The 13,346-nt window shown below is 65.6% G+C and carries 10 protein-coding genes; 4 read left to right on the top strand and 6 right to left on the bottom strand.

Annotated elements, in window-relative coordinates:
* Positions 1-13 precede the first annotated feature (13 nt).
* On the top strand, positions 14-937 hold the full coding sequence (locus KXR83_RS06275; RefSeq protein WP_437424069.1) for a formylglycine-generating enzyme family protein: 924 nt from the start codon (positions 14-16) through the stop codon (positions 935-937).
* 70 nt (positions 938-1,007) lie between these two features.
* Here KXR83_RS06275 and KXR83_RS06270 read toward each other — a convergent pair whose 3' ends face one another.
* From KXR83_RS06270 to KXR83_RS06255, 4 genes are all read right to left on the bottom strand, one after another.
* Positions 1,008-1,778: an FAD:protein FMN transferase gene (locus KXR83_RS06270; protein WP_437424068.1), complete on the bottom strand. Its 771-nt coding sequence runs from the start codon at positions 1,776-1,778 to the stop codon at positions 1,008-1,010.
* Positions 1,779-1,952: 174 nt separating this feature from the next.
* A complete protein-coding gene (locus KXR83_RS06265; protein ID WP_099381688.1) occupies positions 1,953-2,171 on the bottom strand; it encodes a hypothetical protein in 219 nt (72 codons plus the stop codon).
* A gap of 114 nt (positions 2,172-2,285) precedes the next feature.
* Positions 2,286-3,692: a sulfatase family protein gene (locus tag KXR83_RS06260; protein ID WP_437424067.1), complete on the bottom strand. Its 1,407-nt coding sequence runs from the start codon at positions 3,690-3,692 to the stop codon at positions 2,286-2,288.
* A gap of 126 nt (positions 3,693-3,818) precedes the next feature.
* Positions 3,819-4,124, bottom strand: coding sequence for a chorismate mutase (locus tag KXR83_RS06255; RefSeq protein WP_023962670.1), 306 nt, complete (start codon positions 4,122-4,124; stop codon positions 3,819-3,821).
* A 92-nt stretch (positions 4,125-4,216) separates the two neighbouring features.
* Here KXR83_RS06255 and KXR83_RS06250 point away from each other — a divergent pair, with 92 nt between their 5' ends.
* Positions 4,217-6,049 carry a hypothetical protein gene (locus tag KXR83_RS06250; protein ID WP_437424066.1) on the top strand — a complete coding sequence of 611 codons (1,833 nt, stop codon included), beginning with the start codon at positions 4,217-4,219 and terminating at the stop codon, positions 6,047-6,049.
* Between the two features lie 40 nt (positions 6,050-6,089).
* On the opposite strand, the gene KXR83_RS06245 is transcribed toward KXR83_RS06250, so the two are convergent.
* Positions 6,090-7,622 (bottom strand): hypothetical protein, encoded by a 1,533-nt coding sequence (locus KXR83_RS06245; protein WP_437424065.1) that lies wholly within the window; start codon positions 7,620-7,622, stop codon positions 6,090-6,092.
* A 150-nt stretch (positions 7,623-7,772) separates the two neighbouring features.
* Here KXR83_RS06245 and KXR83_RS06240 point away from each other — a divergent pair, with 150 nt between their 5' ends.
* Entirely contained in the window at positions 7,773-10,295 is a 2,523-nt protein-coding gene (locus tag KXR83_RS06240) for a UvrD-helicase domain-containing protein (protein WP_437424064.1), read from the top strand.
* A 381-nt stretch (positions 10,296-10,676) separates the two neighbouring features.
* Here KXR83_RS06240 and KXR83_RS06235 read toward each other — a convergent pair whose 3' ends face one another.
* Positions 10,677-11,804, bottom strand: a complete 1,128-nt coding sequence (locus KXR83_RS06235; protein ID WP_437424063.1) for a M23 family metallopeptidase — start codon at positions 11,802-11,804, stop codon at positions 10,677-10,679.
* Positions 11,805-12,171: 367 nt separating this feature from the next.
* Here KXR83_RS06235 and sucC point away from each other — a divergent pair, with 367 nt between their 5' ends.
* Positions 12,172-13,335 (top strand): ADP-forming succinate--CoA ligase subunit beta, encoded by a 1,164-nt coding sequence (sucC, locus tag KXR83_RS06230; protein WP_437424062.1) that lies wholly within the window; start codon positions 12,172-12,174, stop codon positions 13,333-13,335.
* Positions 13,336-13,346: the final 11 nt, after the last annotated feature.

The raw sequence follows: 13,346 nt of genomic DNA, 5'->3' as shown, positions 1-13,346 counted from the left end.
ATACGATGGGCCCATGTCCTGCTGCACCCCACGGTCCGAAGGAACGCCGGAGTTGTCGGCGACCACCGTCGAGGGCCGGGGCACGCACCGGGTTCCCCAGGTGAGCATTCCGGCCGGGACATTCACCATGGGTGATTCGACAGGCGACGGGTTTGCCGCAGACGGGGAGTCGCCGCTGCACGATGTCGCGGTCAGCGCGTTCGACATCGACGCCGTCACGGTGAGCAACAACGACTTCGCGGAGTTCGCGACAACCACCGGCTACACCACGGTGGCCGAGCGGCAGGGATCATCGGCCGTCTTCCATTCACTGGTGGCCGAGGGCAGCGATGTGGTGGGCGGGTCTCCGACCGCGCCGTGGTGGCTCGCTGTCGCCGGAGCGGACTGGGCGCACCCGTTCGGTCCTACGTCCGGTCTGGACGACCTCGGCGACCATCCCGTCGTGCACATCAGTTGGCATGACGCACAGGCATATTGCGAGTGGTCGGGGCGCAGGCTACCCACCGAGGCCCAGTGGGAGTACGCAGCGCGAGGCGGGATCGCGGGCGCCCGCTACCCGTGGGGAGATGAGTTGCTGGCGGCCGATGGGACCTGGCAATGCAACATCTGGCAGGGCGAGTTCCCCTCGAACAACACCGGGGATGACGGATTCGTCGGGACGGCGCCGGTGACAGCATTCGCGCCCAACGGTTTCGGGTTGCGGCAGATGGCCGGGAACGTCTGGGAATGGTGCGAGGACCGATTCGATCCCCGGTACTACCGAAGCGGCGATGTGGTCGACCCTGTCGGTCCCGAGCGGGGACGCGCGCGTGTGTTGCGCGGAGGGTCCTATCTCTGTCACGACTCGTATTGCAATCGCTATCGGAACTCGGCGCGGTCGCACAACACCCCGGAATCGTCGATGGGCAACGCCGGATTCCGCACCGTCGGAAGATGACTGTCGGCAGATACCTTGCGGCAGATAGTCGTGGTGCCAGGTGTGCCTTAGCGGCCTGGGCAGTGACCGATCACGCTGCGGCCACCGGAAGTCCGCCGTACGGTCGCGCATCTGCGGCCCCTTCTTGGTCGCTGCGGACCCCTGCGCCATGGTCACGTAGCCAGGGCGAGGGGTCGGCGGGTGTCCGTAGAACGTAGAGCCCTGCGGCGTAGGCCATGGCCGCGCTGCGGGCGACGATCGTCACCTGTCCGGCGGCGTCACCTCTGTCACCGACTCTGGCCGTTGCCTGTCCAGCAGGGACCGGGATGCGCACGTCGTTGATGTCGACGATCCAGCGTCCGTCGGTGCCTTGCCCGCCGGACGGGGCCTCGCCGGCCGTGGCCGCGACAGCGCCGACCCGGATGAGGACACCGCAGCCGAGCTGTCGGGCGAGTACCTCGGCAGCATGATCGGCCAGGAAGGCCCGGCCGGTCGCCATCAGGTCGAGTCTCAGGTCGGCAGGAATTGTTGTCGCCGCGCCGCCGATGTTCACCCGATGCCATGGCGGGACGGGTGAACTGGTCGCAGGGCCCAGGACCGCGTGCGTGGCGCCGTCGGTGAGGTCGTCGTAGAACAGGGCTTCGATGATGACCTGATCGAGAAGTGACGACACCATCACCGGTTCTCCGTCGGCCAGGTCGAGCGCGATGATCTCGGCGTTGCCGAGCCCACGGTTGATCGTCTCGTCGAGTCGCCGTGCGAGCGAGCGGGTGTGCCGCACGGCGCGGTCGAGACAGTTGGGGTCGGTGACCGACACCGCGATATCGGTGTCGAGACCGAAGAGGGTTGCGGAGGCAATCATCGTCGTACCTGCTCTGGTCGGTGTGTCGCTGGTGAAGACAATTTTGCGCGCCGAACCTGGTAAGCGGCTGTGAGCCGACGATGAGCAACCTGACGATCATGGGGACGTCTGAGCTGTGCAACAACGAAACCGGGTCACCTCACTGCTGAAGTGACCCGGCTGGCGTGATGGCGGTCAGGCCGCGATCACCACGTCGTAGAAACCGTCGTAGTCGGTGTCGGAGGCGTACTCGTCGACATAGCCGTCGTAGTTGTAGTCGTACTCGGCTTCATCGGCCCAGCCGTCGGCGTTGGTGTCCCACTCCTGGACGTCGACGTAGCCGTCGCCGTTGGTGTCGGTGACGATGGTGTCGACGATGCCGTCGTAGTCGGTGTCGAAGTACTGGCTTTCCATGGCGGTCTCTTTTCTCGGGGGAGTGAATCTTCCGGTACTGCAGCTCGTTTGCTGCATTCGGAGATAAGAGACGGGGCCGAGGTGGATTGTTCCCGGCCGATGCCGGGAACTTCGTCAGTGACTGTGTTGGGTGTGCCGGGGTGGGACGTTGCGGAGCTCGCGCTCGTCGGCCCGGGTGCGACGCGACGGCAGCGAGCGGTCGGCGTGGTCGACGTCGACCTTGTCGAGCTGGCGTTGGTAGCGGGTCATGAAGTCATGTGCGATCGAGTTCCCGTCGGTCTCCGACGGGAGGTTGTCGCCGGTCTCGGTGCGCCACCTGGTCAACCGTTCGGACAGGTCGGCCACGACGTCGGACAACCCGGGATCGTCGATCAGGTTGTTCAGCTCGAGAGGGTCGGCGGCCAGGTCGTACAGTTCCCTCGGTGCGCGGGGAAGGTCCTGCGACCCGTCGAGAGCCCGTGCCGACGGGCTGTCGCGGATGTCGAGTGGCAGGCTCAGCGCGGGGCGACTCGCGTAGTTCTCGATGTAGGAGAACCGGTCGGTGCGAACAGCCCGGATCGGGTCGAAATTGTCGTGGTAGGTCTTCTCGGTGAACACCTCGGTGCGTACCGAGGCGATCTCACCCGCAGCGATCGGATCGGCATGAGAGAACCCCTCGACAGCCTCTGGAACGTCGACGCCGACGAGTTCGAGCACGGTCGGCGTGAGATCCACACCGCTGAAGAGATCGTCGTACACAAACGGGGTGATGTTCCGGGCCGACGGCGGCCGGATGATCAGGGCAACGCCTGTGCCCTCGGAATACAGGGTGGATTTTGCCCGCGGGAACGCCAGTCCGTGGTCGGTGATGAACACGATCCAGGTGGTGCGGTCGAGCCCCAATTCGGAAACCGTGTCCAGAAGTCGGCCCACCGCCGCATCCGCCTTGGTGATCGAGCCGTGCAGGCCCGCGAGATCTTCGCGCACCGGCCGCGCATCGGGTAGGAAATCGGGGACCACGATGCTCTTGGGGTCGGCGTGCTTGTACTCGTCGGGCGGATAAGGCCGGTGGGTCTCGAAGAAGCCGGCCGTCAGCAGGAACGGACTCGACGCACGATCGGGGTCGGCAACGAGGTCACGCAACCACTCCTGAGACTGCGCCACCACATAGTCGCATTCGGAATCGGAGACGTCGAGTTCGTCGAAGCCGAGCCGGGTGGGGTCGCTCGACTCGTGTTGCATCCCGAACAACACTGTGCGCCAACCATTGTCGCCCAGTACCTGTGGGAGGGTCTGCACGTCGTCGTGATACTCGAAGCCATGGTGCGCCAACCCGGCGAGGCCGTTGGAATGCGGGTACCGGCCGGTGAACAATGAGCCACGGGCAGGGGAGCACAGCGGCGCGGTGGAATGGGCGTTGGTGAACCGGATGCCGTCTTCGGCCAGCCCGTCCATGGTCGGGCTCTCGACACCTTCGGCCCCGTAGCAGGCGAGATGGCGACCGAGGTCATGCCAATGGATCAACAGAACGTTCTCAGGCATATTCATCCCACCGTGTCCGTGCGCGTTTGGATCAAGTCGCCAATCCTGCAAGTAACCCGGAGGCCGGGCCACACTTTTGATCGGCGTGGGTAAAACTCCGCCACCTGGGTGACGGGCAGGGTAGGGCTACCGGCCGAGTGGTCCCCGGCCCAGCCGGAGCAGCATCATCGCCAGCGTGTGACCCTCTTGGCCGAGCTCGCTGAAGCGCTCGAGCACTTTCATCTCGCGGCTGTGCACCAGGCGGGTGCCGCCGGAGGCCATCCGGGCCTGGCCGATACGCTTGGACACCGCGGTGCGCCGCTTGATGGCGGCCAGGATGATGGCGTCGACACGATCGATCTCGGCGCGCAGGTCGTCGATGCTCTCCGGAAGGTCGCCCACGTCAGAGCCCAAATCGAAGCCGGACAGATCAATCGGCTGGTCAGCAGTCACGGAGCCAAGTGTGCCACGCAGTATCGGGGCGCTGGTAAGAGTGGTCCGGTGAATCGACGACCGGGGACCTCAGGGATCGGACGGCCCACCAGGTGCTGACCGTCAAGCCTTCGGCGCGCACGGTGGTGTGGATTGCCCTCGCTCTGATCGCCGCCCAGACCATGATCCGGATATGGCTGGTCGCGCGCGGATACTTCTACTGGGACGACCTGATCCTGATCGGCCGCGCGTCGACCGAGCCGATCTGGTCATGGTCCTACCTGATGCAGGATCACGACGGGCATCTCATGCCCGGGGCATTCCTCGTGGCCGGGGTGATCACCGAACTGAGCCCGCTGAACTGGGCGATACCTGCGGTCACTCTCGTGGTCGGTCAGCTCCTGGTGTCGCTGGCCGTGCTGCGCATGGTGGTGGTGATCGCCGGGCGCGTCCGCCCGATTCTGCTGGTGCCGCTGGTGTTCTTCCTTTTCTCCCCGATGACCGTGCCCGCCTACACGTGGTGGGCGGCGGGTCTCAACACACTGCCACTGCAATTCGCGATGGCGGTGGTGGTGGCCGACGTGGTGCAGCTCTGCCGGGGGCAGGTGGCCGATCGCCGCCGGATCATCATCCGATCGCTGGTGGTGTTCGTGGTGGCGCTGGCGTTCTTCGAGAAATCGCTGCTGATCTTGCCGGTTGCCGCCGTTGCCGCGGTGCTGTGGGTTCACATCAATTCGTCGGCCGACGGGCCCGGGCTCATGCGCCCCATCCGTACAGCCTGGTCCGCGGCTCGCGAGTTGTGGATCGCGATGGCAGCAGTCGCCGGCGTATGGATGGTCCTCTACTTCGCCTCCACGTCGATCGCCGACGGGCATTCGATCGGCCAGGCGATATCGCTCACGTGGCGGTCGATCAACCGGGGCCTGGTGCCCGCCGGAGTGGGTGGGCCGTGGTTCTGGACCCGCTGGCTCCCGAGCCCGCCCATGGCCCAACCTCACGACTGGATGATCGCGGCCGGCTGGGTGGTCCTGATCGCGGCGGTCGCCTACGTCCTCTGGACCAGACGCGGCGCGGCCCTGATCCTGGCAGCGGTGTTCGCTTACGCCGTCGTGTTGCAGATCCCGCTGTTCTGGAGCCGGACAAGCGAGTTCACTTCCCTCGAGCTGGCGCAGACACTGCGGTACTTGCCGGACACCGCCTTGGTGATCACGGTTGCGATGGCGCTGCTGGTGTCGGCTCCTCGACGCCGGCTCGCCGCGGCCGGTGCACCTGGTCACTCTCGGCACAGGGCTGCCCTTCCGGCCCGGTCAGCGACAATCGCCGCCGCAATGGTCGGTATCGCCTACATCGGAAGCTCGTTGGTCTCGACCGCCGAGTTCGCCGACGAATGGACCTCGAGTCCGACCGAGGAGTACATGGCCAATGCCCGAGCGTCGTTGGCGGAAGCGGCCGGTACACGAATGCTGGACCACGCTCTCCCACTGCTGGTGATCCTGCCGGTGACCTACCCCGACAATCAGGTGGGCAAGGTTTTCGCTGCGCTCGACCAGCGACCCACCTTTGGCCCGTGGACCGACCAACTGCAGGTGCTCGACGACCAGGGCCGCCTGGTGGCGGGCGACGTGTCTGCCGCGAGAACCTTCGGCGAAGGCGCCGGGGCGTGTGATCGACCCGAGGTCACCGGGCCGTCATCGATCCCCCTGAACGGTCCGTTGCTCGACTGGACCTGGGTGGTGGCGCTTCCGTACTGCGCCAACACCGACGGAACCGTGCGGATCGGTCTGGCCGAGGCCTCGTCGCTGGAGGTGCCCGTCGAGGCAGGGCTGCACACCGTGTTCGTTCAGGTCGAGGGGTCGGGCACCGAGGTTCAGTTGCGTCCCGTGACGCCGGGCCTGCAACTGCATGTGGGCCAAGGCCGCGTCGGCGAACTCGTGCGTGCGCCCTGATCGGGTTCGTACGCCGTCTACCCGCCGGCCCGTCAGCCCGTCAGCCCGTCTCAACCGTGACTGTCGCGATACCTCGAACCCCTTGTGACTGGAGCGTTTTCCCGACAGCATCGGCGGCCTCCGGTTCGGCGAACACCCAGCGGACAGGTGTCGAACCCGCTGCCTCGAGCTGCTGATCCGCGTTCTCGAGGAGCACCTCGGTGCCCTCCCAGTCGGAGCCGAGCAGGCCGTCGCGGCCGATGTTGTCGGCATAGCCCGGGCCGAATGTCATCAAGAGGGTGCCGTCGGGCGCCCGGCCATCGAAGGCGTACTCGTTCACCTCGTAGACGAATGTGGACGGCACGCCGGTGACCTGTCTGCTGTGATCACGCGCCTGCCGAGTCTCCTTGAACCCAGCTGGTTTCCATGTGCCCACAGCTTCGGCGGTCGCCGCCTTCTTGTTGGCGCTGAGCGCGTTCTCGAACGCGCCACGATCCTGATCCAGGAAGGTGGTGAACACGTAGGTGACGTCGCCTTTGAGCGTGCCGTCCTCATTCGGGACGGTGAACGGGCAGCGCGACTCGGCACGGCCGTTGAGTGGAACGGTGACGGTATGGGCGCAGGTCCCGCCGACGGGACGGCCGTTGAGGGTGAGCGTCATGTTGCCGACGACTGTGGCCGAACCTGGACCGGTGGGCGACGGGGTGGAAGCCACGTAGGTGACGATGTACTCGCAGACAGGTGGGCTGCACGGCGAGACGGACAGCCGGAAGCCGCTGGCGGCGAAGTCGGGTCGAATGTAGGGGGCCGGCACGTGAGTGAGGGCGGCGGTCTGCTCGCCGATGGTGTCGTACACCCTGCCGACCTCGTTGGGCCCGGCTTTCTGGACCTGCAGGTCGACGTCGAACACGTTGCCGCCGGCCGGGAGCGGGCCGCTGACCGATGAGATGCCGCCGTCATCCTGCGTGGTGATGCGGAGCGAGTCCCCGGCCACCACGACGGAGTCGCTCTCGGCGACTACCGCGGGCAGTCCAACCGGCCGATACCGGACGTCAGGTGTTCCGATCAGACCGTTCGCGGGACCTGGCGCTGCGAGGTCGAAGAGTTTGTCGTCGCCCGCCACCGCACCGGCCAGGTTCGGCGGTGCCAGCAGACCGCCCAGATCGGGGAACACGGCCGGGTCGAGCTGCGCCCATCCGGTCGCGACCGCTTCGTAATTGATCTTCGGGGTGTCTTCGAGTTGGCCTTTCCAGAACCCGGCGGAACCCTTGGCGAAGGTCTGACCGTTCGCGCCGATGATCTCGGCGGCCTCGCCGCCGACCTTGATCCGCCCGGACAGGTCGCCCGCGGCCGACACCACGACCTCGTCGAGATTGATCTTGTCGCGGTCGGAGGACACCGACCCGGTGTATTTCGCGCCAGGGTGGGCTGCGAATTGGCCGGCAGCTTCGGTGAGGTTCTTCTGCACGAGTATCGGAGCAGGTGCCGACGCGGAGCCATCGGCGGTCCGGGGTAAGAAGATCGCCACCAGGACCACCACCAGCCCCAGGACAGCCGCCGCCAAAGCCGCACCGGCCACAGTTCTGCTACGCATGAGCCCCCGCCCGAAAACCCCCGCCGCGAGTGGCGTCCCATCGAGACGCCCGCGACCACTGACCATCAGTCGAGGCGATGCTACCCAGGTGGGCCGACAGGTGGTTCGGTGGCGTGAGTTGTCGGGGCGAGCGGGTAACTTTGTAAGACGATGAAAAGCGCTGCTCCCAATCCGTCGCTGCCGGGTCTGGCCACTGGAAACCTGCAGGAAAACACCCGTACGCCCTCGCGGCGTGCTGTTGAGCTGCTCGATGGGCTCAACCCCCAACAGAGGGCTGCGGTGCTGCATGCGGGGTCACCGCTGCTGATCGTCGCCGGCGCGGGGTCGGGCAAGACCGCGGTGCTCACGCGCCGGATCGCGTACCTGCTCGCCGAGCGCGACGTCAGTCCCGGCCAGGTGCTCGCGATCACCTTCACCAACAAAGCCGCCGCCGAGATGCGCGAGCGAGTGGTCGATCTGGTCGGTCCCCGGGCTCTGCGGATGTGGGTCAGCACTTTTCACTCCACCTGCGTGCGGATCCTGCGCGCCCAGGCGTCGCTGCTGACCGGGATGAACTCCAACTTCTCGATCTACGACGCGGACGACTCGCGCCGGTTGCTCGGCATGATCGTGCGCGACATGGACCTCGACCCCAAGAAGTTCAGCCCTCGGGGCGTCGGGATCGCGATATCCAACTTCAAGAACGAACTGGTGGACCCGGACGGTGCGGCCGCGGCCGCCGAGGAGAGCGGGGAGCCGGCCGCGCAGACGATCGCCCAGATCTACCGGCAATACCAGCAGCGCCTGCGCGCGGCGAACGCCTTCGACTTCGACGATCTGATCGGCGAGACGGTCGGGGTGCTGCAGGCTCATCCCGAGGTCGCGGAGTACTACCGGCGCCGATTCCGGCACGTCTTGGTCGACGAATACCAGGACACCAACCATGCGCAGTACGTGCTGGTGCGGGAGATGGTCGGAACGGGAAGCGTCGGAAACGTCAGCCCTTCGGAACTGTGTGTGGTGGGTGATGCGGACCAGTCGATCTATGCCTTCCGCGGCGCCACCATCCGCAACATCGAAGAGTTCGAGCGCGACTTCCCGGACACCGAAACCATTCTGCTGGAACAGAACTACCGATCCACACAGACCATCCTGTCGGCCGCCAACGCGGTGATCTCCCGCAACGCGGGCCGGCGGGAGAAGAAGTTGTGGACCGATTCCGGTGATGGCGAACTGATCGTCGGCTACGTCGCCGACAACGAGCACGACGAGGCCCAGTTCATCGCTCGTGAGATCGACGCCCTCACCGACACGGGCGAGTTCCGGTACTCGGACGTCGCGGCCTTCTATCGCACCAACACCGCCTCACGTGCGCTCGAAGAAGTGTTCATCCGGCTCGGAATTCCCTACAAGGTGGTCGGTGGGGTCCGGTTCTACGAGCGCAAAGAAGTCCGGGACGTCGTGGCATACCTGCGGGTGGTCGCCAATCCGGACGACCAGGTCAGTCTGCGTCGCATCCTGAACACTCCCCGTCGTGGCATCGGCGACCGCGCGGAAGCCTGCGTGGCCGTCCACTCGGAGAACGCCGGGATCAGTTTCTATCAGGCGCTGATCGACGGGGCCGAAGGCAAGGTGCCGTTGCTCAACACCCGTGCCACCAAACAGATTTCCGGGTTCATCGAACTCATCGAGGGCCTGCGGAACGACTTCCTTGCGAGTTTCGGTGCGGCCGGGTCCGACGGCGCCGACGTGGCGGCAGTCGATGCGGGTAGCGAGGCCGGCGACATCGGCGAACTGGTGGAGGCGATCGTCGAACGCACTGGTTATCGGGACGAGCTCGAGGGCTCATCGGATCCGCAAGACGGTGCGCGGCTCGACAACATCAACGAATTGATCTCGGTGGCAAGGGAGTTCAGTGCCGAAGCTGCGGCTGCCGAACCGCCGGAGACGCAACTGGACAACGGTGACGACGACGGTCTGACACCCGACGACGGTGAGCCGGAGCCGGGGTCGCTGGCGGCCTTCCTCGAACGTGTGGCTCTCGTGGCCGACGCCGACCAGGTGCCCGACGACGAGGACGGCGTGGTGACGTTGATGACGTTGCACACGGCCAAGGGGCTGGAGTTCCCCGTCGTGTTTGTCACCGGGTGGGAAGACGGTCAGTTCCCGCATATGCGGGCCCTCGGTGACCCCGCCGAGTTGTCGGAAGAACGCAGGCTTGCTTACGTGGGCATCACCCGTGCCCGCAAACGGCTGTACTTGAGCCGGGCAATGGTCCGCTCGGCGTGGGGATCGCCGATGCAGAACCCCGAATCGCGCTTCCTGCAAGAGATTCCGCAGCATCTCATCGATTGGCGACGCACCGAGCCGCGGCGTGGGATGGGGCGCATGACCAGTGAAGGTGGCCGGGATTACGGCGACAACGGCCGCGGTTTCGGCGAGGGTCGTGGTTTCGGTGGCCGTTCATTCGGGTCGGGCTCGCGGCGTCAGGAGTCGTTCGGTTCGCCGACCCGTGGTCGCAACAAGCAGGTCCACGTGACCGTTGGCGACCGGGTGACTCATCCCAAGTACGGGATGGGCAAGGTGGTGGGCAAAGAAGGGGCCGGCCCCACCGAGCGCGTCACCTTCGACTTCGGAAGCGCCGGACGGATCACCCTCATGTCACTGGGTGGCCTGCCCGTCGAAAAGCTGTAGTCGTGTAGGTACAAGTCGGCGGTTTTGTCGAAAGCCGTTGCGGTGCAGGCGTTCACCCGGCCTGTGGGTGCGGTGCCGGCGGGTTACTGGTTCACGCTCTGTCTGCGGCTATCGCGTCGACGAGTTTTGCGAGCGGGCTCGGGTGGGCGCTCGCGATACTGGCCGACGCTCGGTCTGCGGATGCCGCGTTGGCGAGTTTTGCGAGCGGCCGAGGGCGAACGCTCGGGTTACTTGGCCACGCTCGGTCTGCAGGTATCGCGTTGGCGAGTTTCCCGAACGGCCGAACGGGAGCGCTTGGGTTACTGGTTGATGCTCGGTCTACGGGTATCGCGTCGACGAGTTCGAGCGCACGCTCGCGCTCCCAGGTAACGGAAGAGAGACTCAGCTTCCGGTGTAGGAGGCCAGGCTGATGCCGTGGGCCGCCAGCCATGGAGCTGGGTCGACCTTCATGGTCCCGTTCTTCCACACCTCGAAGTGAAGGTGGGGGCCGGTGGAGAAGCCTTCGCTGCCGACTTCGGCGATCTTCTGGCCGGCGATGATCTTGTCGCCCTTCTTGACGAGCACGCCGCCTGCGGACATGTGCCCGTACATGGTGACAGTGCCGTCTTCCGCTTGGATCTGCACCCAGTTGCCGTATCCGGAAGCAGGCCCGGCCTCGATCACGACGCCGTCGGTGACAGCGTGGATGGGAGTGCCCAGGGGTGCGGCGAGGTCGATGCCACCGTGGAACGAGCCCCAGCGGTTCGCGTACGTGGAGGTGAAGGTGTACGCGCCGGCCGGGATGGGGGCAGCGAACAGGGGGATGCGCGCGGCTTCGTCTTGCGCATGCGCCGCTTCGGCGAGTTCCTGGCCGACAGCCAGCTGCTCGGTGAAGGTGTCCATGTTGGCCGGTGCGGGCGCAGCGGCGATTCCGGCGGCAAGACTCTCGTCAGTGCTGATCGGGTTCACCACGGGCGTAGGAGCGGCCGACTTGGTGGGCTCGGCGGCAGGCTGTGCGAACTGACCTGTGGCGGCGGCGACGGCAGCACCGGCTGCGACGGCCATCAACGCTGCGCGTCCCTTGAGGGCCTGCGGCGGCGCGGCGATGCGGTGTTTACCGCCACTGCGACGCGGGGAAGTCTGTTTCTGCGGCGACCACGACGACTCATCGGCTGCGGGTGCGAAATCATCGAACTCGGCGCCGTGGACCTCGAAAGGATGATCATGGCGGATCTCGTCGAGTTCGACCTCGGCGACGATGATGTCTTGCGTGATCTCGGCGGGGCGCGGGGCGTCGTAGGCATCGCGGTCGAATCGGCGGGCACCTGCCCGGCGACGGCCACCGTCAACGCTGGCGTTACGCCACTGGGTCAGTGGCCCGTCGGCGTACTCCTCGAGACCGAAGTCATCGATGGGAATGATCGACGTGATGGAGTTGTCGTGCGGATCACCGGGTCGTTCGCCGTCGATGGTCAGAGCCGAAGTGCGCGAATGCGCAACATCGCCGGTGATCGAATCGCGAACTACCAACAGCTTGAGCCTTTCTGACAACTGGCCCGCGCCGATGAATGTGATCCGCGCAGGCGGTACGGAAACTCGATGTGACGGATCCGTGACCTTCTGACCTCAGGAACGGTAACGAAATGATTGCGACGACCGCAACCGGACGCGAGAATTGCTGGGAGGTTGTGAGGCGCATCACATATGCGTTTAGGTGCTGTTCACGGCTGCGTCGCAGGTCGGCGCGATCGGCGACCGGTGAGCGGGAACGGGCGACGCCCCGAGTGATCTGTGGCACAAGCTGCAGGGAGTAGTGATCGTGGCTGTTCGGGGCGACGCTAAGGTCGCTGTGGTTCGCAACACCAACAGCGGACAAACCTACGAGATGGTGAGCTGAATGGATCTCTTCGAATACCAGGCGAAGGAGCTCTTCGCCAAGCACGAGGTGCCGACCTCGGCCGGCCGTGTAACCGACACGGTCGACGGCGCGCGTCAGATTGCCGAAGAAATCGGCAAGCCCGTGATGGTCAAGGCGCAGGTGAAGGTCGGTGGCCGCGGCAAGGCCGGCGGCGTCAAGTACTCCAAAGACGTCGATGAGGCCGTCGCAAATGCCGAATCGATTCTCGGCCTCGACATCAAGGGCCACGTCGTCAAGAAGTTGCTGGTCGCCGAGGCCAGCGACATCGCCGAGGAGTACTACATCTCCTTCCTGCTCGACCGCACCAACCGCACCTACCTGGCGATGTGCTCGGTTGAAGGTGGCGTCGAGATCGAGGTGACCGCCGAGGAGAACCCCGACGCACTCGCCAAGATCCCCGTCGACGCCGTCAAGGGTGTCGACCTCGCGTTCGCGCGCAGCATCGCCGAGGCAGGCAAGCTGCCCGCCGAGGTGCTCGACGCAGCAGCCGTGACGATCCAGAAGCTGTGGGAGGTCTTCATCAACGAAGACGCTCTCCTGGTGGAGGTCAACCCGCTGGTCCGTACGCCTGACGATCAGATCCTCGCTCTCGACGGCAAGGTCACCCTCGACGCCAACGCTGATTTCCGCCAGCCCGGCCACGAGGCGTTCGAAGACAAGGACGCGACCGACCCGCTCGAACTCAAGGCAAAAGAGAACGACCTCAACTACGTCAAGCTCGACGGACAGGTCGGCATCATCGGCAACGGTGCCGGACTGGTCATGTCCACGCTCGACGTGGTCGCCTACGCCGGAGAGAAGCACAACGGCGTCAAGCCGGCGAACTTCCTCGATATCGGTGGCGGTGCCTCTGCCGAGGTGATGGCCGCAGGACTCGACGTCATCTTGGGCGACGAGCAGGTCAAGAGCGTTTTCGTGAACGTATTCGGTGGCATCACCGCATGTGACGCGGTTGCCAACGGCATTGTCGGTGCGCTGAAGAAGCTCGGCGACGATGCCAACAAGCCTCTGGTTGTGCGTCTCGACGGCAACAAGGTCGAAGAAGGCCGCAAGATCCTCGCCGACGCCAATCATCCTCTGGTGACGCTCGCCGAGACCATGGACAGTGGCGCCGACAAGGCCGCCGAACTGGCGAGCAAGTAGGAGCAGCAGAT

The sequence above is a fragment of the Williamsia muralis genome (genome assembly GCF_051487485.1).
Taxonomy (GTDB): Bacteria; Actinomycetota; Actinomycetes; order Mycobacteriales; family Mycobacteriaceae; genus Williamsia; species Williamsia muralis_B.
This window is presented reverse-complemented; position numbering and strand designations above follow the sequence as displayed.

Coding starts and splice junctions, on each gene's coding strand:
- KXR83_RS06265 (WP_099381688.1), bottom strand. CDS start 2,171: ATGGAAAGCCAGTACTTCGACACCGACTACGACGGCATCGTCGACACC.
- KXR83_RS06275 (WP_437424069.1), top strand. CDS start 14: ATGTCCTGCTGCACCCCACGGTCCGAAGGAACGCCGGAGTTGTCGGCG.
- sucC (WP_437424062.1), top strand. CDS start 12,172: ATGGATCTCTTCGAATACCAGGCGAAGGAGCTCTTCGCCAAGCACGAG.
- KXR83_RS06260 (WP_437424067.1), bottom strand. CDS start 3,692: ATGCCTGAGAACGTTCTGTTGATCCATTGGCATGACCTCGGTCGCCAT.
- KXR83_RS06245 (WP_437424065.1), bottom strand. CDS start 7,622: ATGCGTAGCAGAACTGTGGCCGGTGCGGCTTTGGCGGCGGCTGTCCTG.
- KXR83_RS06270 (WP_437424068.1), bottom strand. CDS start 1,778: ATGATTGCCTCCGCAACCCTCTTCGGTCTCGACACCGATATCGCGGTG.
- KXR83_RS06240 (WP_437424064.1), top strand. CDS start 7,773: ATGAAAAGCGCTGCTCCCAATCCGTCGCTGCCGGGTCTGGCCACTGGA.